The 23,114-nt window shown below is 64.2% G+C and carries 22 protein-coding genes and 1 pseudogene; 16 read left to right on the top strand and 7 right to left on the bottom strand.

Going from position 1 to position 23,114, the window contains the following annotated elements; translation table 11 throughout:
- A pseudogene (locus tag DN412_RS43635) lies at positions 1-397 on the top strand (spinster family MFS transporter); the annotation flags it as partial.
- A 100-nt stretch (positions 398-497) separates the two neighbouring features.
- Here DN412_RS43635 and DN412_RS37925 read toward each other — a convergent pair.
- On the bottom strand, positions 498-1,289 hold the full coding sequence (locus DN412_RS37925; protein ID WP_115216241.1) for a DNA-binding transcriptional regulator: 792 nt from the start codon (positions 1,287-1,289) through the stop codon (positions 498-500).
- A 321-nt stretch (positions 1,290-1,610) separates the two neighbouring features.
- Between DN412_RS37925 and DN412_RS37920 the strand changes: the two genes are divergently transcribed.
- The 7 genes from DN412_RS37920 (at position 1,611) to DN412_RS37890 (ending at position 9,574) form a co-directional block, all read left to right on the top strand.
- Positions 1,611-3,473: a bifunctional 3-(3-hydroxy-phenyl)propionate/3-hydroxycinnamic acid hydroxylase gene (locus DN412_RS37920; protein ID WP_115216240.1), complete on the top strand. Its 1,863-nt coding sequence runs from the start codon at positions 1,611-1,613 to the stop codon at positions 3,471-3,473.
- 2 nt (positions 3,474-3,475) lie between these two features.
- Entirely contained in the window at positions 3,476-4,435 is a 960-nt protein-coding gene (locus DN412_RS37915) for a 3-carboxyethylcatechol 2,3-dioxygenase (RefSeq protein ID WP_115216239.1), read from the top strand.
- A gap of 18 nt (positions 4,436-4,453) precedes the next feature.
- On the top strand, positions 4,454-5,242 hold the full coding sequence (gene mhpD, locus DN412_RS37910) for a 2-keto-4-pentenoate hydratase (RefSeq protein ID WP_115216238.1): 789 nt from the start codon (positions 4,454-4,456) through the stop codon (positions 5,240-5,242).
- Positions 5,243-5,255: 13 nt separating this feature from the next.
- Entirely contained in the window at positions 5,256-6,224 is a 969-nt protein-coding gene (locus DN412_RS37905) for an acetaldehyde dehydrogenase (acetylating) (protein ID WP_115216237.1), read from the top strand.
- Positions 6,221-7,255 carry a 4-hydroxy-2-oxovalerate aldolase gene (gene dmpG, locus DN412_RS37900; protein WP_115216236.1) on the top strand — a complete coding sequence of 345 codons (1,035 nt, stop codon included), beginning with the start codon at positions 6,221-6,223 and terminating at the stop codon, positions 7,253-7,255. Before DN412_RS37905 ends, dmpG begins: the two co-directional genes overlap by 4 nt.
- 103 nt (positions 7,256-7,358) lie before the next feature.
- Positions 7,359-8,624 (top strand): 3-(3-hydroxy-phenyl)propionate transporter MhpT, encoded by a 1,266-nt coding sequence (mhpT, locus tag DN412_RS37895; RefSeq protein WP_115216235.1) that lies wholly within the window; start codon positions 7,359-7,361, stop codon positions 8,622-8,624.
- Between the two features lie 80 nt (positions 8,625-8,704).
- Positions 8,705-9,574 carry an alpha/beta fold hydrolase gene (locus DN412_RS37890; protein ID WP_115216234.1) on the top strand — a complete coding sequence of 290 codons (870 nt, stop codon included), beginning with the start codon at positions 8,705-8,707 and terminating at the stop codon, positions 9,572-9,574.
- Positions 9,575-9,890: 316 nt separating this feature from the next.
- Here the strand turns inward: DN412_RS37890 and leuD are convergent, their stop codons facing one another.
- The 3 genes from leuD to DN412_RS37875 are packed head-to-tail and all read right to left on the bottom strand — an operon-like array spanning position 9,891 to position 12,846.
- Positions 9,891-10,526: a 3-isopropylmalate dehydratase small subunit gene (gene leuD / locus DN412_RS37885; protein ID WP_115216233.1), complete on the bottom strand. Its 636-nt coding sequence runs from the start codon at positions 10,524-10,526 to the stop codon at positions 9,891-9,893.
- A gap of 9 nt (positions 10,527-10,535) precedes the next feature.
- Complete coding sequence (locus DN412_RS37880) at positions 10,536-11,942, bottom strand: 3-isopropylmalate dehydratase large subunit (protein WP_115216232.1); 1,407 nt, start codon at positions 11,940-11,942, stop codon at positions 10,536-10,538.
- A gap of 10 nt (positions 11,943-11,952) precedes the next feature.
- Positions 11,953-12,846, bottom strand: coding sequence for an isocitrate lyase/PEP mutase family protein (locus DN412_RS37875; protein WP_115216231.1), 894 nt, complete (start codon positions 12,844-12,846; stop codon positions 11,953-11,955).
- Between the two features lie 124 nt (positions 12,847-12,970).
- Between DN412_RS37875 and DN412_RS37870 the strand changes: the two genes are divergently transcribed.
- The 4 genes from DN412_RS37870 (at position 12,971) to DN412_RS46115 (ending at position 15,858) form a co-directional block, all read left to right on the top strand.
- A complete protein-coding gene (locus tag DN412_RS37870) occupies positions 12,971-13,969 on the top strand; it encodes a Bug family tripartite tricarboxylate transporter substrate binding protein (RefSeq protein ID WP_161564107.1) in 999 nt (332 codons plus the stop codon).
- Between the two features lie 17 nt (positions 13,970-13,986).
- Positions 13,987-14,727, top strand: a complete 741-nt coding sequence (locus DN412_RS37865; protein ID WP_115216229.1) for a GntR family transcriptional regulator — start codon at positions 13,987-13,989, stop codon at positions 14,725-14,727.
- A gap of 147 nt (positions 14,728-14,874) precedes the next feature.
- Positions 14,875-15,546, top strand: coding sequence for a 5,6-dimethylbenzimidazole synthase (gene bluB, locus DN412_RS37860; RefSeq protein ID WP_115216228.1), 672 nt, complete (start codon positions 14,875-14,877; stop codon positions 15,544-15,546).
- 45 nt (positions 15,547-15,591) lie between these two features.
- On the top strand, positions 15,592-15,858 hold the full coding sequence (locus DN412_RS46115; RefSeq protein WP_244223007.1) for a type 2 periplasmic-binding domain-containing protein: 267 nt from the start codon (positions 15,592-15,594) through the stop codon (positions 15,856-15,858).
- A 177-nt stretch (positions 15,859-16,035) separates the two neighbouring features.
- Here the strand turns inward: DN412_RS46115 and DN412_RS37850 are convergent, their stop codons facing one another.
- Positions 16,036-16,938, bottom strand: coding sequence for a LysR family transcriptional regulator (locus tag DN412_RS37850; RefSeq protein ID WP_115216227.1), 903 nt, complete (start codon positions 16,936-16,938; stop codon positions 16,036-16,038).
- A 103-nt stretch (positions 16,939-17,041) separates the two neighbouring features.
- Here DN412_RS37850 and DN412_RS37845 point away from each other — a divergent pair, with 103 nt between their 5' ends.
- Genes DN412_RS37845 through DN412_RS37830 form a run of 4 tightly spaced genes read left to right on the top strand, consistent with a single transcriptional unit; the run spans position 17,042 to position 19,627 of the window.
- Positions 17,042-17,671 (top strand): NADPH-dependent F420 reductase, encoded by a 630-nt coding sequence (locus DN412_RS37845; RefSeq protein ID WP_115216226.1) that lies wholly within the window; start codon positions 17,042-17,044, stop codon positions 17,669-17,671.
- A 20-nt stretch (positions 17,672-17,691) separates the two neighbouring features.
- Complete coding sequence (locus DN412_RS37840; protein ID WP_115216225.1) at positions 17,692-18,501, top strand: DODA-type extradiol aromatic ring-opening family dioxygenase; 810 nt, start codon at positions 17,692-17,694, stop codon at positions 18,499-18,501.
- Positions 18,502-18,504: 3 nt separating this feature from the next.
- The gene (locus DN412_RS37835) at positions 18,505-19,179 is read left to right on the top strand and encodes an alpha/beta hydrolase (protein WP_115216224.1); all 675 of its coding nucleotides are present in this window, start codon (positions 18,505-18,507) and stop codon (positions 19,177-19,179) included.
- Positions 19,180-19,225: 46 nt separating this feature from the next.
- A complete protein-coding gene (locus tag DN412_RS37830) occupies positions 19,226-19,627 on the top strand; it encodes a DoxX family protein (protein ID WP_115216223.1) in 402 nt (133 codons plus the stop codon).
- 749 nt (positions 19,628-20,376) lie between these two features.
- On the opposite strand, the gene DN412_RS37825 is transcribed toward DN412_RS37830, so the two are convergent.
- Both DN412_RS37825 and ltrA read right to left on the bottom strand, forming a co-directional pair.
- Positions 20,377-20,598, bottom strand: coding sequence for a helix-turn-helix domain-containing protein (locus DN412_RS37825; protein ID WP_244223006.1), 222 nt, complete (start codon positions 20,596-20,598; stop codon positions 20,377-20,379).
- A gap of 374 nt (positions 20,599-20,972) precedes the next feature.
- Entirely contained in the window at positions 20,973-22,277 is a 1,305-nt protein-coding gene (gene ltrA / locus DN412_RS37820; RefSeq protein WP_115216221.1) for a group II intron reverse transcriptase/maturase, read from the bottom strand.
- Positions 22,278-23,114 lie beyond the last annotated feature (837 nt).

Genomic DNA, 23,114 nt, shown 5'->3' with positions numbered 1-23,114 from the left:
GGTGTGCACCGTGCTGCTGAACGTCTGGAACGGCCCGACCTTTGCGGTGGTCCACGCGCTCGTTTCGCCGCGCATGCGCGCAACGGCCACGGCAATCGTCTTTCTTGTCATGAACCTGGTCGGGCAGGGCTTCGGCCCGCCGGCCATTGGACTGCTGAGTGACGTGTTTGCATCGCACCTGTTTGCCGCAGGGGATTTCCAGACCATTTGCCATGCGGCGCAACGTGGTGCACACGGCGCCGCGGTGTGGCAGGGCCCGGCCGCGGCGGCCTGTACGCAGGCATCGGCACAGGGCCTGCGCTACGCCATGCTGACAATGAGCGTGATCTTCGCCTGGTCGGGGCTGCATTACTTTCTTGCCAGCCGGCACCTGGCTCGGCGAGCTGCCGGGCGCTAAACGCCAGCGGGGCTCGCGTAGCCCGTCATAGCGGATCGGCAGCGGCCCAGAGCAATTATTTGCCACGCTCCAGGATGGTCGATGGCGTGAGCCGGCGTGCTCACGGCTCCTGTTTTTCCAGTGCGCTCACCATCTCCTGCGCGGCGCGCTGCAGTTCTGGCACGAAGCGTCGCGTAGCCTCGGCCGGGCTGATTGCCTGCTCGAGATAGATCACATTGAGGCTCGCGAGTATGCGCCCGCCCGTTTCGATCGCGACGGCGAGCGCGCCGATCTTGCGCTGGTCGGCCCAGTCGCCGTGATTGGAGCCGAAGCCGTCGGCACGCGTCTGGCGCACCAGGTTGCGGATGTAGGCGTCATCGAGCGCGAGCTTGAGCTGCTGCTCGCCGCCCGCGCCCGAGCGCAGCACTTCGAGAATGTCCTCGCGCTCGGCCTCGGGGCACATCGAGAAATACACGCGGCCGGCGGCAGTCAGCAGCATAGGCAGGCGCCGGCCCACCATCGAGCGGTGAAACGACAGCGGGCTGAACCGGTGCGTGGTCTCGCGGATGATCATGGCGTCGCCGTCCGGCGTCGTCAGGTCCGAAGGCCATACCACGCGCTGCATCAGCTGCCCCATGATCGGCGGAGCGATCGTCGCGATTCGCTCGTCGTCGGTGAATCCCTCGCTGAGCGAACGCACGTCGAGCGTCAGCCGGAAGCTGTCATCGGAGGCGCTTCGGCGCACGAACTTCTCCTCAACCAGCGTCTCCAGGAGGCGCCGGACGGTGGTCCGGTGCAGGCCCGTCGCCTCGCTCAGCTGCTGGCTGGTGGCGCGGCCGTTTTCCATGGCATTGAGCGCGCGCAGCACCTGCAGGCCACGCGCCAGCCCCCGCACGCTCGCATACTTGCTCATAGAAAATCTCTTATAAATCAATGATGTGCAATCTTTGCACATTTTTCAGAAATTGTTGAGCGCTTTCCGGCCGATGCCTAGACTCCATCCAAAATCCCAGAGTCAACGGAGACGCCCCATGATCCACCGAGCCTGCCACCTGCTTCGGCCGGTCCCCGCCCTCGCCAGCCGCCACGCATCCGCCGCCCGGTCCGTGCGCCTGTCACGACACCCCGGCGTCTGACTTGCGGGCAGCCACGCCGCTGCCCTACCCATCCATCGCAGCACAGCCAGTACGCGCTTGACGCGGGGACGCGCTCGCGCCTTGCCAGAAGGAGACATATGAACAAAATGGCCAAGCAGCCGGCTCAAGCCAGCCGTCAACCAACCCTCTCCACGGACGTCGCCATCATCGGTGCCGGCCCGGTCGGCCTGATGATCGCCAATATCCTCGGCCTTCAGGGCGTGCGCGTCACGCTGGTCGAAAAGCTCGAACAGATTATCGACTACCCGCGCGCGATCGGCCTCGACGACGAAGCGCTGCGCGTGTTCCAGGCGGTCGGGCTTGCCGACGCGCTGCTGCCGCACACCACGCCCGATCACTGGATGCGCTTCGTCACGAAAGACGGCCATTGCTTCGCCTCGATCGAGCCTCGCACCGATGAATTCGGTTGGCCGCGCCGCAACGCGTTCATCCAGCCGCTCGCCGACCGCGTGCTGTTCGAAGGACTGAGCCGCTTTGAGCATGCCCAGGTCCTGTTCGGCCATGCCGTCGAGGCGTTCACACAGGATGCCGACGGTGTGAGCATCGAAGTCCGCAACGCCGATGGCGAGTGCCGTACGATCCGCGCCGCCTACATGGTCGGCGCCGACGGCGGCAACAGCTTCGTGCGGCGCACGCTGGACGTGCCGTTCGAAGGCCGCACCAAGCCCAACCAGTGGATCGTGGTGGACGTGCGCAATGACCCGGTCGGCTCGCCGCATATCTACATGCATTGCGACCACGAGCGGCCTTATGTCTCGGCAGCCCTCCCGCACGGCATCCGCCGCTTCGAGTTCATGGTGATGCCGGGCGAGACGGAAGAGGAACTGTCGAAGCCGGAGAACATGGCAGCGCTGATCCGCAAGGTGGTGGCCGAGCCGGAGAAGGTCGACTACATCCGCAAGCGCGTCTACACGCACAACGCGCGGCTGGCCTCGACCTTTGGCGTCGACCGCATCCTGCTGGCGGGCGATGCCGCGCACATCATGCCCGTTTGGCAAGGCCAGGGCTACAACAGCGGCATCCGCGACGCCAACAACCTCGGCTGGAAGCTCGCGATGGTCGCGAAGGGCCTGGCGCACCAGCGCCTGCTCGATACCTACACGGTGGAGCGCCGCGCCCATGCGCGCGCGATGATCCACCTGTCCGAAGTCGCAGGCGACATCTTCGCGCCGACCACGCGCTTTGGCGCGCGCTTTCGCGATCTGTTCGTGCGCACGTTCGAGGTGCTCCCGTCGGTCAAGCGCTATTTCGTCGAGATGCGCTTCAAGCCGATGCCGCGCTACGAGGAAGGCGCCGTGCTGCTGCCGCCGGCGCGCAAGACCGGCGGCTGGCTCGCCCGCGTGCTCGAACGCTCTGGCAATTCGGCGCCGGGGCGCATGCTTGGCCTCATGAGCGAAAAGCGCGAGTCTTTCCTCGGCCGCCTGGCCTACGGACGTGATCCGCTGGCGGGCTCGCCGGTCGGGCGCATGTTCATCCAGCCGCGCGTGCGCACCACGGACGCGCGCCTGGTGCGGCTCGATGACGCGATCGGCAACGGCTTTGCCGTCCTCGCCTGGGGCGCAGACCCGACCTTCGGCCTCACGCCACAGGCGCGCGCCTTGTGCGAGCAGGCCGGCGTGCGCTTCGTGGTGGCCAAGCCGGATGTGCAGCTTTGCCATGCCGACGACGTGCCCGAGGGCGTGATCGCGATCGGCGATGCGTCGGGCCGGCTCAAAGACTGGTTCAGCCGCGTGCCACAGTCGGTGGTGTTGCTGCGCCCCGATCGCTTTGTCGCGGGCGTGTGCTCGCCGCAGCAGGTGTCGGACGCGATCGTCGAACTCGCCGGCAAGCTCGGCATGACCGATGCCCCGACGCGTGCGGGCGCCACGGTGGCGTCACCATCGTCGCGCCCGTTGCCCGAACCCATTTCAGTCATCCAAGCACAAGCAGCAGGAGCATGAGAATGCCGATTCACCTGGAATGTCTATCGCACACGCCGTTACACGGCTATTTCGATCCCGCGCCTGAAGTCGTCGCCGAGGTCGAGCGCGTGCAGGCCGCGACGCGCGAGCGCGTGCGCGCATTCGATCCCGAGCTGGTCGTCGTCTTTGCGCCCGACCATTTCAACGGCTTCTTCTACGACATGATGCCGCCGTTCTGCATCGGCGCGGCCGCCCGTGCGATCGGCGATTTCAAGAGCCTCGCCGGCACGCTGCCGGTGCCCGGCGACCTTGCGCGCGCGCTGGCCGAGTGCGTACTTGCCGCTGACATTGACGTGTCGCTGTCATACCGGATGCAAGTCGACCACGGCTTTGCGGATGCCCTCGAGGTACTGACCGGCGGGCTGGACCGCTATCCGGTGATCCCAATCTTCATCAACTGCGTGGCGCCGCCAATGGCCACCCTGCGCCGCGCGCGCCTGCTTGGCGACGCGGTCGGCCGCTTCCTGTCCAGGACGGACAAGCGCGTGCTCGTCGTTGGCTCGGGCGGCATCTCGCATGAGCCGCCGGTGCCTGAGCTGATCGGCGCGACCGAGGAAGTCGCGGAACGCCTGATCGCCGGGCGCAATCCCTCGGCCGAATCGCGCGCCGCGCGCCAGGCGCGCACGCTCGCCGCCGCGCAGGCGTTCACCGCCGGCGACAGTCATCTGCATCCTCTCAATCCCGAGTGGGACCGCGCATTCCTGGAGCGCCTGGCATCCGGCGAGTTGATGGCGGTCGACGGCATGACCAATGACGCCATCACCCGCGACGGCGGGAAATCCGCGCACGAGATCCGTACCTGGGTTGCGGCCTTCGGCGCGCTGGGCGCCTACGGCCCCTACCACGCATCGCTCGACTTCTACCGCGCCATTCCAGAATGGATCGCGGGTTTCGCCACCATGCATGCCACGCCTGCCGCCGCACTGGCCGCGGCAGCCTGAACCCATCAAGGAGAGCCCATGTCCGATCCGAAGATCGTAAATTCCATCGCTGCGCGGCTGCGCGAAGCCGAGGCCTCGCGTCAGACCATCACGCCGGTGCGCGGCGAGATCGCGCTCGACGACATTGCTACCGCCTACGCCGTCCAGCAGGCCAACGTCGACGCGCGCCTGGCCAACGGCGAGCGTATCGTCGGCCGCAAGATCGGCCTGACGTCGCTGGCGGTGCAGAAGCAACTCGGTGTCGACCAGCCGGACTTCGGCGCCCTGTTCGCGAGCATGGCCTATGGCGACGGCCAGCCGATGCCGCTGTCGCGCCTGATCCAGCCGAAGATCGAGGCGGAGATCGCGCTCGTGCTGGAACACGACCTCACATACGAGAAGCACACATTTGCCGACATCCTGCGCGCGACGGCGTACGCGCTGGCTGCCATCGAGGTCGTCGACAGCCGGATCCAGAACTGGGACATCCGCTTCGTCGACACGGTCGCCGACAACGCATCGAGCGCGCTGTTCGTGCTCGGTAGCCGCCCGGTGCCACTGTCCGCCATTGACCTCACCGCCTGCGCCATGACGCTCTCCCGCGACGGCGAGGTGCTTTCGCGCGGCAACGGCGCGGCGTGCCTGGGCAATCCGCTGAACGCGGCGGTCTGGCTGGTGGACCGGATGGCGCAGCTGGGCACGCCCCTGCGTGCCGGCGATGTCGTGCTGACCGGCGCGCTGGGCCCCATGGTCGCCGTCACCCGGCCGGGCACATTCACCACCGAAATCGAAGGACTCGGCAGCGTCCGCGCGACGTTCGCTGAATAACGAGGGCAACCCTATGGCTTCCAAAAAACTCAAGGCAGCGATTATCGGCTCCGGCAATATCGGCACGGACCTGATGATCAAGATCCTGCGCAACAGCAAGCATCTGGAGATGGCGGCAATGGTCGGCATCGACCCGGCGTCCGACGGACTGGCGCGCGCCGCCCGCCTAGGCGTCGCGACCACGCACGAGGGCGCCGAAGGGCTGACGCGCCTGCCGGTGTTCGATGACATCGATTTCGTCTTCGACGCCACCTCCGCCGGCGCGCACGTGAAGAACGATGCGCTGCTGCGCAAGCTCAAGCCGGGCTTGCGCCTGATCGACCTGACGCCCGCGGCAATCGGCCCGTACTGCGTGCCCGTCGTCAACCTCGACGCGCATCTGGACGCGCCGAACGTGAACATGGTCACCTGCGGCGGCCAGGCCACGATTCCCATCGTCGCGGCCGTGTCGCGCGTGACCAAGGTTCATTACGCGGAGATTGTTGCCTCGATCAGCAGCAAGTCGGCCGGCCCGGGCACCCGCGCCAACATCGACGAGTTCACCGAGACCACATCCAAGGCCATCGAGGTCGTTGGTGGCGCGGCCAAGGGCAAGGCCATTATCGTGCTCAACCCGGCCGAGCCGCCGGTCATGATGCGCGATACCGTTTACACGCTGTCCGACCTGGCCGACCGGGAAAAGATCGAAGCCTCGATCGCCGAGACGGTCCGCGCCGTGCATGCCTATGTGCCCGGCTATCGCCTCAAGCAGACCGTGCAGTTCGATGAAATCCCTGCCAGCGCTCCCCTGAATGTACCGGGCCTGGGCCGCTTCAGCGGGCTGAAGACTTCTGTGTTTATCGAAGTGGAAGGCGCCGCCCACTACCTGCCTGCCTACGCAGGCAATCTTGACATCATGACCTCCGCCGCGCTCGCCACTGCCGAGCGGATGGCGCAATCGCTGCTGACTGCCGCAGCGGCCACTGAAGGAGCCTGCGCATGAGCACCCCCGCCAAGAAACTCTATATCTCCGATGTGACGCTGCGCGACGGCAGTCACGCAGTCCGACATCAGTACTCGATCCAGAACGTGCAGGACATTGCCCGCGCGCTCGACCGCGCTAAGGTCGACAGCATCGAAGTCGCGCACGGCGACGGCCTGCAGGGCTCGAGCTTCAACTATGGCTTCGGTGCGCACAGCGATCTGGAATGGATCGCCGCCGTGGCCGACGTGGTCAAGCACGCAAAGATCGCCACGCTGCTGCTGCCCGGCATCGGCACCACGCACGACCTGAAAGCCGCCTACGAAGCCGGCGCGCGCGTGGTCCGCATCGCCACGCACTGCACCGAGGCGGACATCTCGAAGCAGCACATCGAGTATGCGCGCGAACTCGGCATGGACACGGTCGGCTTCCTGATGATGAGCCACATGACCACGCCGGAGAACCTCGCCGTCGAAGCGAAGAAGATGGAGAGCTACGGCGCGACCTGCATCTATGTGGTCGACTCGGGTGGCGCGCTGACGATGAACGACGTCCGCGCGCGCTTCCGTGCGCTCAAGGATGTCCTGAACCCTGACACGCACACCGGGATGCACGCGCACCACAACCTGTCGCTCGGCGTCGCCAACTCGATCGTCGCCGTCGAGGAAGGCTGCGACCGCATCGATGCGTCGCTGGCCGGCATGGGTGCGGGGGCGGGCAATGCACCGCTCGAAGTCTTCATCGCCGCGGCCGAACGCCTGGGCTGGAATCACGGCACCGACTTGTACACGCTGATGGATGCGGCCGACGACATCGTGCGCCCGCTGCAGGACCGCCCGGTGCGCGTCGATCGTGAAACGCTCGCGCTCGGCTATGCCGGTGTGTACTCGAGCTTCCTGCGCCACTCGGAAGTCGCGGCAAAGAAGTACGGCCTGAAGACCGTGGACATCCTCGTCGAACTGGGCAAGCGGCGAATGGTCGGCGGCCAGGAGGACATGATCGTTGACGTCGCGCTGGACCTGAAGAAGCGCTCGCTCGAGGCGCAGCAGTGAGGTGGTCGGCGGCGCGCGTTGCCACGCCGCCGACCACCTGAATGATCCCGCAAGACATGCCTCCACCCAGAAAGGCTCGCATCCCCCATGACGGAGACCCCCGATGAACACGTTTCGAACAGGTAGCGCCAGCACAAGCGGCGCGAACGGCGGCATCACCACGATCGGCCTGTGCCTGGCCATCGCGCTGCTCGAAGGGCTGGACCTGCAGTCGGCAGGCGTCGCAGCACCGCGCATCGCAAAGGAGTTCTCGCTCTCGGTGGCGCAGATGGGCTGGGCATTCAGTGCCGGCGCCATCGGCCTGCTGCCGGGTGCCGCGCTGGGCGGGCGGCTCGCCGACCGCCTGGGCCGCAAGCGCGTGCTGATGCTGTCGGTAGTCTTGTTCGGCGCGCTCTCGCTGGCGACAACTCTGGTATGGAACCTGGAAAGCCTGCTTGTCGCCCGCCTGCTGACCGGACTTGGCCTGGGCGCCGCTATGCCGAACCTGATCGCGTTGTGTGCGGAAGCCGCATCGCCGCGGCAGCGCAGCACGGCCGTCGGCGCAATGTATTGCGGCATGCCTCTTGGCGCGGCGATCGCGGCGGCGATCGGCATCGCCAGCCCCGGCGACGAAGGCTGGCGGCACATCTTCTATGTGGGGGGATTCGGGCCGCTGCTGATGCTGCCGCTGCTTGCGCTGTGCCTGCGCGAGTCGGCGCAGTTCGTCCAAACCAGGGAAACAGCGGCCAGCCATGCCGCCTCCGGCTTTGCCAGTGCGCTGTGGCACGATGGTCGCGCGCGCACCACGCTGGCGCTGTGGATCAGCTATCTCGGCACGTTGATCGTCTTGTATTTTCTGATGAACTGGCTGCCGTCGATGGTAGTGTCGAACGGCCTCTCCCGCGTACAGGCGGGGTTCACGATGATGATGTTCAACATCGGCGGCGGCATCGGCGCGGTCGGCATTGCCAACGTGATGGACCGCTTCGGCCGGCGCCTCACTGTAGTGGCCATGTATGTGGGGATCGCGGTTGCGCTGGCAGCCCTGGCGGGCGCAGGCGGCAGCGCGTCGATGGCATGGGGGGCGTTCTTCTGCGGCCTGTTCCTCGTCGGCGGGCAGTCGGTGCTGTACTCGCTGGCAGGCCAGGCATATCCCACCGAGGTCCGCGGCACCGGTGTCGGCGCGGCGGTTGCCGTTGGCCGGATCGGTTCGATTCTCGGGCCGCTGGTTGCGGGCCAACTGTTCGCGCTTGGCCAAAGCGCATCGGTGCTGGTCGCGGCCAGCATTCCGCTGATCGTCGTGGCGGCGCTTGCCGCCCTGGCGGTGGTGGGCTCATTCTCGTCGCGCCCTTTGCCAGGCGCTGCGCTGCCTGGCGGGCGAGGCGCCTGACGGCGCGCCGATCTAATCCCGGCGGCTCGCGTTTTCAATTCAAGACCAAGTTCAGATTCAGTCCAGGAAGGAAGATCATCATGAATGCAACAGCACAAGCGATCACGGAAGCCTCGACGAGCAGGTTTGTCACCGTGAAGGACGGCGACACCGATTTCCGGATCCACTACAACGATACGGGATCGGGCGCCGAGACCGTGGTTATGCTGCACGGCTCGGGCCCCGGTGCGACGGGCTGGGCCAACTTCAACCGCAACGTCGAGCCGCTGGTCGCGGCCGGCTATCGCGTGCTGCTGGTGGATTGCCCCGGCTGGGGCAAGAGCGATCCGGTCGTCAACACCGGCTCTCGCTCGGAGCTGAACGGCCGTGTGCTCAAGGCAGTGCTGGACGCACTGGACATTGAGCGGGTCCACGTGATTGGCAACTCGATGGGTGGGCACAGCGCGGTGGCATTCGCTCTGGCCAACCCGCAGCGCGTCGGCAAGCTCGTGCTGATGGGCGGCGGCACCGGCGGCCCGAGCCAGTTCGTGCCGATGCCGACCGAAGGGATCAAGCTGCTCAACGGCCTGTATCGCGAGCCCACCATCGAAAACCTGAAGCGGATGATGAATGTGTTCGTCTACGACGCCAGCTCACTGACCGACGAACTGATGCAGGCCCGCCTGGACAACATGCTCGCGCGGCGTGAGCACCTGGAGAACTTCGTCAAGAGCCTCGCGGCCAATCCGAAGCAGTTCACCGACTACGGTCCGCGCCTGGGCGAGATCGCCGCGCCCACGCTGGTGATCTGGGGCCGCGACGACCGTTTCGTGCCGATGGATGTGGGCCTGCGGCTGATCGCCGGCATGCAGGATGCGCAGATGCACATCTTCAATCGCTGCGGCCACTGGGCGCAATGGGAGCACGCGGATGCGTTCAACCGGATGGTGAGCGACTTCCTGGCACATTGACGCGCGCTTGCCGATGCGACCCATCGGGATAACGGCGTCGAGCAGGTGGACGTCGTTGTTGGTCGCCGCTCGGTCGCACCCCGGTACACCGCATTGACGCGAGTATTACGCTTCGCGTACTCCTTGGTCGCACGTTGAAAGTACACACGTTTCCCCAGCGCCCTGATCGGCACGTCATGCTCAGCGACCTGGCGGGCAGCGTGCGCGATCTTTCCGTCCGGATGCGTGATATCGACGATGTAGTCGTGTCCGACGAATGCAGTATTTGTTTGCGGTGAGGCGGCTGGCATGGCCTCCTGCCGCCCCGCCATGGATCTCAGCGCGGCTCGGCCACGGCCAGAATCCAGGGATGCGCTTCGCACAGTGCTGCCTGGTACGCCTCGATCGCGGCCCCGCGTTTCAAGGTCAGGCCGATGGCATCGAGCCCTTCGAGCAACAAGGTGCGTTCGCTCGGGGGCACGGTGAACGACAGGCTGCGACCATTCGGGTGCCTGACCGAGCAGGACTGCAGATCGACGGTCAGCTCCAGCGTCTCGCGCTCGGCTTCGACCGCCAGCGCGGCAATCTCGTGCGCGGGCAGCACCACTGGCAGCACGCCGTTGCGGTAGCAGTTGTTCTGGAAGATCGCGCCGAACGACGGCGCGATGACGCAGCGAAAGCCGAACTGCCGCACGGCCCAGACGGCTGCCTCGCGCGACGATCCGCTGCCGAAGTTTTCGCCCGCGAGCAGGATCGTCGCCCGGCGGTAGGGTTCGCGATTGAGCACGAAATCGGGGTGCTCGACACGCTTGTCGCTCGTTCCCCCTTCATAGCGCCAGGGCGCGAGCAGCTTCTCTCCATAGCCATCGCGCCCGGGCGAGTTGATCTCGCGCGACGGAATGAGCAGGTCGGTATCGATATTCGCTTGCATCAGCGGGGCGGCGATTCCCTTCAGTTGGATGAACTGTTCCATTGATTTTCCCTAACGTAGCAGCGGACGCGGATCGGCAATGCAGCCGGCAATGGCCGAGGCGGCCACCGTGGCCGGACTAGCCAGGTGAGAGCGCACGCCCGGGCCCTGCCTGCCCTCGAAATTGCGGTTAGTGCTGGTGATCACGCGGCGCCCTGACTTGCCCGGCTGGTCAAAATTGTCGCCGCCGGCGAAGAAGCACAACGAGCATCCGCTTTCGCGCCATTCGAAGCCCGCTTCCGTGAACACGCGATCCAGGCCCTCGGCTTCCGCGGCATGCTTCACGCTGGTCGACCCGGGCACCACGATGGCCTTGACGCCGGGTCGCACGCGTCGTCCTCGCACCACCTGCGCGGCGGCGCGCAAGTCAGGCAGGCGGCTATTGGTGCAGGAGCCGATGAAGGCCGCGTCAATGGGCGTCCCCAGCAGCGGCTGCGCGGGCCGCAGGTCCATGTAGCGGAGCGCGCGCTCGGCATCCGCATCGGCGGGGACCGGCACTGTGGCGTCGATGCCCACGACCTGGCCAGGATGGGTTCCCCAGGTCACCTGGGGAACAAGCTCCGCGCAGTCCAGCTCCAGTTCCTTGTCCCAGCGCGCGTCGTCGTCCGAGCGCAGCGCAAGCCAATCCGTCACCGCGGCCTCCCAGGCCGCCCCCGACGGAGCAAAGGGCCGCCCGGCCAGCCATTCGACCGTGCGCGCGTCCGGCGCCACCAGGCCGGTCCAGGCACCAAACTCGACGGCCATATTGCACAGGGTCAGCCGTCCTTCCACATCGAGCGCCCGCACAGCCTCGCCGGCGAACTCAATGGCATGGCCGTCGCCACCGCTGACGCCGAACCTGCCGATCAGCGCCAGCGCCATGTCCTTGGCCGATACCCCCGGCGCGGCGCTGCCGCGGAACGACACCCGCATGGTCTTTGGCTTGCTTCGCACCAGGCACTGCGTGGCGACCGCGTGCTCGCCTTCGGTGGTGCCGATGCCCCATGCCAGCGCGCCGATGCCGCCAACCGTGCAGGTATGGCTGTCACAGCAGACCAGGGTGGTGCCCGGCAAGGCGATGCCCAGCTCCGGAGAGATCACATGCGCGATCCCCTGACGGGGGTTGCCCAGGTCGAACAGGCGGATGCCCGAGCGCTGCGTGGCGGCGCGAAAGGCCTGGATAAAGCCGCGCCCGCCCTGGACCAATGTGTCGTCGCCCCGGCCCGGCTGGGTGTCGACGATGTGGTCCATGGTGCCGAACACCAGCTCCGGATGCGCCACGCGATGACCCGCCTCCTCCACACCTGCCAGCACGCGCGGCCCGGCGCGGTCATGCAGGAAGACCCGGTCCACATGGAGCAGCGCCTGCTCGCCTTCCAGCCTGGCCACGACGTGCTGGTCCCAGATTTTCTCGATGATGTTGCGCGGCGATGCATGCATGGCAGCCACCTCACCGTGCGGTGCCGGGATGCTGCAGCCCGGCCAGATAGCGCTGCTCCAGCGCGAACACCTCATTGAAGCCGACCAGTTCGAGCTGCTCGCGAAAGTCCGCCAGCCGTGCGCCGGGGCCGCCGGCGTAACCGTTGGCACGCAGCGCCGCCAGTGCGTCGCGCATGCCCTGGATGGCCGCCAGCATCAGCGTGCCAGGCACGCTCACGCGCGCGATGCCGATGCGCTGCATCTCCTCGAACGTGAAGGCCTCGGGCGACCTGCCGCCTTCGACCACATTGATCGCCACTGGCCCGCGAATTCCCTGCACGGCCTGCCGCGCCAGCTCCCTGGACGTCATGCCGTCCACGAAGATCATGGTCGCCCCGGCCTCCAGGTAGGCATTGCCGCGCCGGATCACTTCCTCGATGCCGCCTACGGCAAGCGCGTCGGTACGCGCGTTGATCACGAAATCCAGATCCGTGCGCGCCTCGGCGCAGGCGCGGATCTTCTGCACTGCCTCATCCAGCGGCACGATGGATTTGCCCTCCAGGTGGCCGCAGCGCTTGGGCATGACCTGATCCTCGATATTGACGCCCGCGCAGCCAATGCGCTCGAACGCCTTGACCGCATACCACGCGTTGACGGCATTGCCGAAGCCGGTATCACCGTCGGCCATGACCGGCAGGTCGACGGCATCAACGATGTGCTGCGTGGCCGCAACCATGTCGGACATCGAGAGAAAGCTGTAATCCGGCAGGCCCAGCCGGCTTACGGAAATGGCGAAACCGGAGCACTGCACAGCGGGAAAACCGGCCTCTTGCACGATGCGGGCGGATAAGGCGTCAAAAGCACCCGGCATGACGAGGAGTTCGGGGGCGTGGATCAGTTTCTGAAGCAATGCAGTCTTTCGCATGATGAGTCCGTCTGGTCGTAATGCGAACAGTATGTATGCATATATAAGATTTTTCAAGATTTGTATGCGTTTAACAGCATCAACGCTGCTACTATGCATACATACACAGAAAAGGAGACCTCACATGCCTAGCCTCGCATCCGTCCGCCGGACCCGTCCCGTCCTGCTCCTCGCGCTCGTGTGCGCCATCTGCCAGACGCCCCGGGCAAACGCTGAAACGAGCGCCGCATGGCCGGCGCGGCCGCTCTCGCTGGTGGTGCCCTTCCCCGCGGGCGGCACTACCGACACGATCGCCCGCCTGCTGTCGAAGAACCTGTCCCGGGAGCTGGGCCAGTCAGTGGTGGTCGAGAACAAGAGCGGCGCCAGCGGCACGCTGGGTGCCGCGCAGGTTTTGCGCGCGCCGGCGGACGGCTACTCCCTGCTGCTGGGGACGCCCGCCGAGCAGATCAACGCGCCGCTGATGATGTCGCGTCCGCCCTACGACCCGGCCCGCGACTTCGCACCCGTGGGATGCGTCAGCCGCGGCCCGAACGTGCTCATCGTCAATCCGGGATTGAAGGCAAAGACTCTGGCGGACCTGCTGCGCATGGCACGGACGCGGCCAGGGCAGATCAATTTCGGCAGCGCCGGCAATGGCAACACCTCCCACCTGTCCGGGGAACTGTTCGCGCAGGCGGCCGGCATCGTGCTCACGCACATCCCCTATCGCGGCAATGCCCCGGCCATCGCGGACACCATCGGCGGCCAGGTGCAGATGGTGTTCTCCAATCCAGCCACCGTGCTGCCCCATATCCGCGGCGGCACCCTGCAACCGCTCGCGGTGACTTCGCGCGCACGGATTGCCGCGCTGCCGGACGTGCCCACGCTGAAGGAGTCGGGCATCCCGGTCGAGATCTATAGCTGGACCTGCCTGTTCACGCGTGCCGGAACACCGAAGGCAATCGTCGGCAAGCTCCACGGCGCCCTCGCGCAGGCGCTCAATGACGGGCAGCTCGCACAGGCGATCGAAGCCAGCGGCGCCGAAAAATTCCCCTCAACCCCCGAGCAGGCCAGCCGCTTCCTTGCGGGCGAGCGGACAATGTGGGGTAATCTCATCCGCAGCCGACATATCCACACCGACTGATTTCCCGATTCAGACAGATGTCTTCACCCGAAACTTCCCGGACCCGCGCGCTCTCGGTCGCGGAAACCCTGCGCAACCGCATCTTCGACGGAGAGATGCCGCCCGGATCCCACCTGATGGAGGTCACGCTGGCCCAGGAATTGGGTGTCTCCCGCACGCCGGTGCGCGATGCGCTGGCCCGGCTCGCCGACGAGGGCCTGCTGGTTTACCAGCCCAATCGTGGCTTCCTGGTCCGGCGCTTCCAGCCCAAGGACATCAAGGACGCCTTCACCGTCCGGGCCACGCTGGAGGGCCTGGGTTGCCGGCTGATCGGCGAGCGCGGGCTGATGCACACCGAACAGGAGCGCCTCAGCGAACTGCTGGAGGCGCAGCGGCGAGTGCTTCACGAGGAGGAGTGGAACGACCGGCAGGCCTTGCTGTGGCAGGACATGAATCTCGATTTCCACTACACGTTGCTGGAGCTGGCGGACAACAGCTGGCTGACCGACGCCGTGCGCCGCGCGCGCCAGCTGCCCATTATTTTCGACAGCAAGTCACGTCCCCATGACCGGGACGCGTTGATGCTGCTGTACCAGCGCGACCACAGCCGGCAAGCGCTGGCGGAGCACTATCGCATCGTAGACGCGCTGGCGCTGCGCGAGGTCGGCCGTGCCGAAGCATTGATGCGCGAGCACATCCTTACCAATCGCGACGTGCTGATCCGCTCTCTGGGGGCGAACGGGCCAGGCGGGGCTACGCAGCTGCTTGGCGGCCGCTGAAATAGGGCATGGCTGCACTGCAGTCAAGCCCGTCCCCCCACGACAGGGTTACGCTCTTCACGCAGTTTTCAACACTGCCCGCTCTCCAAGCTACCTGCATTGCTACTTTCCCTCCAGCCCAAGCGCCACCGCCACGCTATTCAAGCCATGAACCCATATCGCTACAGTGACAGTGAAATTGCCGCCGTCTATCGCGTCATCCGGGAGCGTCGCGACATGCGCCACTTTCGGCCGGACCCACTCGATCCTGCATTGCTGGAACGCTTGTTGCACGCTGCGCATCTCGCCCCCAGCGTCGGCTTCATGCAACCCTGCCGCTTCATCCGCATCACTGACAGGAGCCTGAGAACGCAGGTCCACGCGCTGGTCGATGCCGAACGCCAGCGCACCGCGGTCGCCCTGGGCGAACGCCAGGACGAGTTCATGCGACTCAAGGTCGAGGGCATCCTGGACTGCGGGGAAGTCCTGGTGGCAGCGCTGATGGATGGACGTGAGCGCCATATCTTCGGTCGGCGCACCATGCCGGACATGGATCTCGCTTCGGTGGCCTGCGCCATCCAGAACCTCTGGCTTACTGCGCGCGCCGAAGGAATCGGCGTGGGCTGGGTTTCCTTGTTCGACCCTNAGCTTGGCCGGCTGCTGCGGCTGCCGCCCGGTGCCCGGCCAGTGGCTGTGCTGTGCCTCGGCCAGGTCGACACCTTCTATGAGAAGCCGATGCTGGAACAGGAAGGCTGGGCCAGACGGCAATCCCTGGACGAGATGATGTTCGAGAATGGCTGGACCAACCCCAGCCCCCCAATCGCCCGGGCTGATGATTGATCCGGCAATTGTGTTCTCTGCGCTGGTGGCCCCCCTCGCAAAACGATGTTCATCGGCTTAGCTTGGCCTCGTGGCCAACTGTACCTGACGCCGCTTTTGTTCGAATTCGCCCGAAGCCATCCGCAAATTTCGCTGCGCGTAGTAATCAACGACAACATTGGCGATCTGATTTCCGCCGAAATCGACGTGGCGTTGAAGATCACCTCGCAACCGCCAGAGGATCACGTCGCCCGTCGTATCTGCGAAGTGGGGCGGACCTCGGCGTTGCGCTGCTGCCGCGCTACGCCGTGTGGCGGCAGATCCAATCCTTAGTGGCGCGCGAAGTGCTGGAAGAGTGCGAGGCGGAGGGTGTGGGAGATAGCATCTACATGTTGACTGCACCGAACCGCTACCCCACCCTCGCCACGCGAACGCTGATGGACTTCATCCGACATCTTGAGCGCCAGGCTGAGAACTGGCAGCGCCGGAATCCGGCCGCTATCTCGACGCTCAATCGTCCCAGTTGACGCCTTCGAAGCGCTCGGCAAGAAAATTGATCAGCGCTCGAACCTTTGGTGCCAGATGCTTGCGCGAAGGGTACACCGCGTAGATGCCCAGTTCGACCGATCGATACTGCGGCAGGATTTCCTCCAGATCCCCTCGTCGCAAATCTTCAAAAAGCATGAAGCTTGGCTGCAGCAGGATGCCCCCCCCGCTGAGTCCAATCGCCCTGCACGTATCGCCGTTGTTGCAGCGTACCGTTGCGCGCGTCTGAACCGTGCTCACTTCCCCATTTGGCCCCGTGAAACTCCATTCGTTACGCGAGGCGAAGTTGCTGTAAGCAATGACGTGATGGGCAACCAGGTCGTCCGGGGTGAGCAATGGCGCGAGGCGCGACAGGTATGCCGGTGCGGCGCACAGCCGCATTCGCGTGCTGGCCAGGCGTCGCCCGATCAGCGATGAGCTTTCCATGCGCGCGATGCGCACCGCGACGTCAAAGCCCTCCTCGACAAGATCGACCACCCGATCGTTCAAGCTGATATCCAGCTCGATCTTCGGGTAGGCGGCCATGAAGCCGGCCCACAACGGCGCGAGATGCTGAACCCCAAAACTAAGCGGCGCATTGACACGCAACACACCCACCGGTTCGTCCGATCCAGACGCCGCCGCGTTCTCCGCGACTTCCATCAACGCCAGGATTTCTCGCGCCTGCTGATAGAAATCGCGCCCTTCCTCGGTCAAGGACAGGCGTCGCGTGGTCCGGTGCAACAACCGCACGCCAAGCCGTGATTCCAGCGCATTGACGTAGCGCGACACCGCTGCCTTGGACATCTCCAGTGGTTCCACGGCAGCAATGAAGCTGCCTTTCTCCACCACCGTGCAAAAGACCTGCATCTCGAGTGCTCGATCCATATCATCCCACTAATCGGAACTATATGTCGCATTTAAGCATCTTTATCCCAAAAAATGAACCTATAAACTGGACCCATCTTCCCACTGCTCCGCTGGAGGCAACATGAACATCACGGTTATCGGCACAGGCAACATGGGTTCCGCATTTGTGCGTCAGCTCGACAAAGCCGGGCACAAGGTCCGCGTCACGGGCCGTGACCTTGCCAAGGCGCAAACGCTGGCTAACCAATTCTCCAATGTTCAAGCGTTGCCCGTCGATCAAGCTGTCGGCGACAGCGACGTGGTGATTCTGGCGACTGCGTATGCCGACGCCGTTGGCGCGCTACGCGCGGTAGGTGACCTCGCCGGCAAGTTAGTGATCGACATTACCAATCCGCTAACGGCGGACTACATGGGCCTGACGATCGGTCACAACACCAGCGCCGCAGAAGAGATTGCCAAGGCTGTACCGGGCGTGCAGTTGGTCAAGGCCTTCAATACGCTCTTCGCCCAGGTGCTGGCCGACGGCGCGCGCTTTGCAGACGATCAACGGGGCAGCGTATTCGTCGCCAGCGACAGCCCGCGTGCCAAGCAAACCGCTATTGCACTGGCGCAGAGCCTGGGATTCGACACCGTCGATGCAGGCGGCCTCGTGAACGCGCGGTACTTGGAACCGCTTGCCGGTCTGAATATTTATCTCGGCTATGGCGCCGGACTTGGCACGTCGATCGCGCCTGCCTGGATCCACAAGTAATTCACCAACGAGGCAAGACCATGAGCCATCCGTACCCGGTTCTATTCATTTCCCACGGCGCGCCAACGTTCGCCATCGAACCCGGCCTGGCCGGCGCGAAGCTGGCCGCGCTCGGACGAGAACTGCCTTCCCCCAGCGCGGTTGTCGTAGTCTCGCCTCACTGGATCACGCGTGGCGGGGTGCTGGTCACCGGTAGCAAGGCGCCGGAAACCATCCATGACTTTGGCGGGTTTTCAGAGGCGCTTTACCGTCTGATCTATCCGGCCCCAGGAAAGCCGGAACTCGCCGAACAAATTTGTGAATTGCTCAGTGACAGCGGCTGGCCCGCGATGATTGATGGCCATCGCGGCCTTGACCACGGCGCCTGGGTACCACTGCAGCATCTGCTTCCCGCCGCCAGCGTACCGGTCATACAGGTCTCCCTGCCGATGCCACTCGATCCACTGGGCGCCTGGAGCCTGGGACAAGCGCTGCGTCCGCTGCGGGACCAAGGCGTGATGATCATTGGATCCGGCAGCCTGACCCACAACCTCAACGAGTTCCGCGGCTCCGCCGGCGCCGTTGCCCCGTACGCCGAGGAATTTGCCAAATGGACCGCCGACACACTACGTCACACAGACATTGCCGCGCTGATGGACTATCGGAAACGGGCGCCCGAAGCGGTGCGCGCCCATCCCACCGATGAGCATTTCCTCCCGCTGTTCTTCGCATTGGGAGCCGCCGGCGAGCAATACGCGATGCGTGTACTGGAGGGCGGCATCGCACACGGCGTACTTGCCATGGACAGCTATGTTTTCAGTTCGCCGGACATCGACAGCACACCGAGGTAACCCATGACGAATCAAGACATCACTTTTTCCGACCTTGAGGTCGAATCGCAGTCCGGGCTGCTCTTTCGCAAACGCAGCCTGACAGGCAAGCCCCGCGCTCGGCTTTTGCTGCTTCATGGCGTCGGTGGCAATGAATCGAATCTCGCCGCGCTTGGCCGCTACCTGCCTTCGAGTCTGGAAGTTTTGCTCCTGCGAGCGCCCCAGCAGGTCGGGCCACAAGGCTATGCCTGGTTCCAAGTCCATTTCACAAGCGATGGGCCTCGCATCGACCCTCAACAGGCAGATTCGAGCCGTCGCCTGCTACTGAGTTTTCTCGACGCACAGCCCGCACTGCCCACGGTCATCGCCGGCTTCAGTCAAGGGGGCATCCTCAGTGCCAGTGTGGGCCTGAGCGCGCCTCAGAAAGTTGAGGGCTTCGGCTTGCTCAGCGGCCGGATTCTGCCGGAACTCGAAAAGGATATTGCACCTGCGCACGCTCTGGCCTCGCTGTCCGCGTTTATTGCCCACGGTCGGCACGACGACAAGTTGCCGCAATATTGGGCCGACCAGGCCAATGCGCTGCTGGAGCGACTGGCAGTCCCTCACCAGACGCACATTTACGACATGGGTCACGAAATCATCGCCGAGGAAGTCACGGACTTTGTCCAGTGGCTGAACCAGACCCTAGACCTTGACTGACACCTTGAATAGCACCTTTACTCACCCTCACTTGCAGAGATCTTCGATGATTGACAATCGCACCGCCCCCTATGCCGCCCTTCTACTGCGTATCGCGCTCGGCGTCATGTTTCTTGCCCACGGCCTGACAAAGCTGCTGGTGTTCACGCCGGCCGGCACCGCTGGATTTTTCCAGTCCGTAGGGTTTCCCGGCTTCCTGGCTTATCCCGTGATTGCCTTCGAAATCCTCGCGGGCATCTTGCTCGTGCTTGGGGTGTATGCGCGCTGGATAGGAGCAATCGCGGCAGTCCAGTTGTTCGTCGCATCAACGGTCCACTTCGGCAACGGATGGAGCTTCACCAACGCCAACGGCGGTTGGGAGTATCCGGTGTTCCTCGCAATGTCCGCGTTGGCCGTAACTCTGATGGGCGAAGGCGCATGTGCGCTCAAGCCATCCAAGCGCAACTAAGCCTTCAGGCTGGAGTTGATTTGCGTCCTAATGCAGGATGAAACGTAAATCAACTTGGCGTGCCCTGCCCCCGGCATTGTTGTTTGGCGGCGTGCATGTTCCCCCCGCGAGCATCCCGGTATTCAAGGAATCGGGATGTTTGCGGCACCCCGTGGAGGTTCGCTTCGGCGAACTGAAAGACTCCAGCGATCTCGTCGCGCTTGCTGACGCGTCAACGTCGAGTGTTGTGCGCTTCTCCAGCATACCCGGCGCGCCGTGGTACGCCGCAGTGCGTGGGCGACCTTGCAACGGCGTTCCGATCCCGGCTACCAGGTACTTGAACTGACGTGGGTACCAAAACGCATCGTCGCCGTAGCTCAGATTCACGACTCGCAGGTGACCCATCATAAGACAAGAACACATCGCCGCATGCTGAACAGACCGCTCGAGCCACTCAGCGTCGAACGTCTCAAGCACTTGGCGGCTTGGCTGCCACCACACTATCGCCCGGCATCATAAGGGCCCAAACCAGCGCCAAGTTCAACATGAAGATCGCCATCTCGATCGCCGAGAGCCATCCCACGACCGCCGCACTGAAGAGCCGGCGAGGAGGCCAAGCACGTCAGCCAGGCCGATGCGAAACGGGCGCAGCATCTGCAAGCCCTCACACGCGACACCTTGGCCGACCGGCCACCTCAAACCCAGTTTCGCGTCACACACAAGCCGCATCCGAGGGATCCCCTGCGCTGATCACAACGCCACGCCTCCAGCTAGGCAAGCTGCTCCCACGCAACATCCTCGCCGATCTTCGCCGCATGGGCCGCAGCCTCTTCGAGCCAAGGTGCATGCGCCTTGGGCACGACCAGCATCGTCAAACCCAGTCCGTCCAGCACACGCAGGGCGTGCTCGAGATTGACACCCTTGCCGTTCTCGAGCTTGGACAGCATGCCGACAGAGACCCCGCAATGCTTCGCCGCCTGGTCTATGGGCATCCCTTCCCCGGCCCGGGTGGCTCGAATACGGTCGCCCAGTTGGTGAATGGTGCGAATCGTCGCACGCGAAGGTGGCGTCGGATCAGGTAGTGGTCGCGGCATGGAGTCCCGTCCCGTGAAGAACGCAAGCCTACGCGGAGGCGGTTGGTCAGATTGTCGAGTAGCGCAAGGGATTCGCACCCTCACGCCCTCACAGGTAGGGTCGAGAACTGGCGCGCGCACATTAGGCTCCGGTGGTGTCCCCACCGCTTTCGCGATGGACCGCAGTCCGGGTGCCATAGTCACGTTTCCAGCTCCCGCCACGTCAAACGGAGCGAGCGGTTTTCCCGCACTCCGCTTTCCTGTCTGCTTCATGTCAAGATTTATGGGACCTATCATGCTGGAGACGCTTTCGTCGATGGCCCGCGACGTACCCGATAGCCATTGAACAGCCTCAGTTCGTCATAGAGCCATCGCCTACTCCACCTCTTCCAGCCGAAGCCTTGACTGTTCCGGGATCGCCCCAGATGGCGCCTGACCTTCTTTTCCACCCAGTCCTGAATGAAGCTGAAGCACTCACTGGAGTGTCCGACGGCGAAGTAGTTCACCCAGCCACGCAGCACCGGATTGATCAGTTGAACCACCCGATCCACTGGCTGTGACTGGTGTCGTCTGAACACCTCCTTGAGCTTGCGCAGCAACGCCGTGCGTTTCTTCAACTTGGGCGTATAGTGCGCTCGCCACACCTGTCTCTTCGCACTGCGCAGGCGACGGAAGTCGAATCCCAGAAAGCCGAAGCTTTCCCCGCAGTCCAAATCCACCGTGCGACTCTTCTCTTCATTGACTTCGACCTGCAGTTTGGCAAACTCTTCCCGAAGCCGTCGGCTTACCGCTCCCAGCAGCCAGGCATGGCGCGGATGGGCATCGATCAGCACGACCAGGTCGTCGGCGAAACGAGCATACTCGACGTAGGTGTATTTCCCGTTTCCGGTGGCTTCCTTCGCCCGCTCCAGCATCCGATCCACCTCGGTGAGATAGAGGTTACTGAGCAGCGGCGAAATCACCCCGCCTTGCGGAACGCCTTGTTTGCCCGATGCCGTCAGCATCAGCTTCAGCAGATGCATGACGTCCCCATCATTGACCCGACGCGCCACCTTTTCCAGCAGCAGATGATGCCGCACGGTGTCAAAGTAAGCGCGCAAATCCAAGTCTATGACACGGGTCTTCCGCTGGACGATGGCCGTCGCCACCCGATGCACCGCTTCATGCGCGGTCCGCTTCGGACGATAGCCATACGATCCCGGTTGGAAGTCTGCTTCAAAGATCGGTTCCAAGATGAGCTTGAGCGCACCTTGCACCACGCGGTCGCGGATGCAAGGAATCGAGAGGACGCGGACTTTGCCCCCGTCCTTCGGTATCTCCTGTCGTCGCGCCCGTAACGGCACGTAGGTGCGCTCGGTCAGTTCGCCCTGTATCTGCTCGAGGAAGGACTCCACGCCTTGCGCCTCGATGACCTCGAATGTCACCCCATCAATACCCGGGGCGCCGTTGTTCTTCTTGGCCAGCGCGTACGCTTCGCGCAGCGTTTCCATCTTGCAGACATGGACATACAACCCCCAGAAACGCCAGGACGGTTCAGCCTTCGCCTTGACGTATAGTCCCCGCCTCAGGTCCTGCAAGCTTATGGACGCCTTTGTCATCTCGTCCTTGCCTCCCATGTTGTCGAGGACATTACAAACAGCAGGGCCCCTTCGCTCCACCGTCGTTACCGGCTTCACAGCTACTACGGACCCATCCGCCACCCTCTCGCCTTCGGCCCACTTCCCGGGTTCGCCGGTTATAGGGCCTACCTTGCTCCGGCGATTTCGCGCCGGGGCGAGGAGGGCTTCTCCAGTTGCTCAGCATGTCCTTGTCATCGTGCCGTCGCTTCCACCCCGCCGAAGTGGCATAGCCGTGTCGGTCAGATTTCGGCTACCCATGCTGCCTTCGCCCTACGGATGCAGGCTCGGCCTTCGGGGCTTTTCATTTTCGAGGCCACATTCACGTTCACTTTCATTACGGCCCGATGACTCGCGTACTCCCCAAAGGAGCACCTGTCGATAGGCTTCAGAGTCTTGGTTTCCCGCCACCCTGCTATCCAAGCTACGGAGCTTCTGACTGTTGCTCCGGCAGGTCTATGCCGCGCTGGTCCGCTGGGCCCAAAGGAAATACAAACACCTCCGCGGTCGGAAGGTGCGTGCAGCGGCATGGCTGAAAGACGTCAAGTCTCGGCAGCCAGGCTTATTTGCGCACTGGGCCATGGAGCGCACGGTTGGACGATAGGAGCCGGATGGAATCGAGAGGTTCATGTCCGGATGTGTGTCCAGCAAAGGCTGGCATGTTCAGCAGGAGATTCGGGACGACAGGTTCCCAAGTTTCCGAGTAGACGGGGACGTTACCGCCCCCATCCCTCACAGACCCGGACGAGCCCAATTAAGGCATCCGGTTCTTCATTGCACAGATTCGCTCACGTATCGGTATAGCAGTGCACAATTCGA

Origin of the sequence: Cupriavidus lacunae (assembly GCF_003353055.1) — a bacterium.
GTDB classification, from domain to species: Bacteria; Pseudomonadota; Gammaproteobacteria; order Burkholderiales; family Burkholderiaceae; genus Cupriavidus; species Cupriavidus lacunae.
This window is presented reverse-complemented; position numbering and strand designations above follow the sequence as displayed.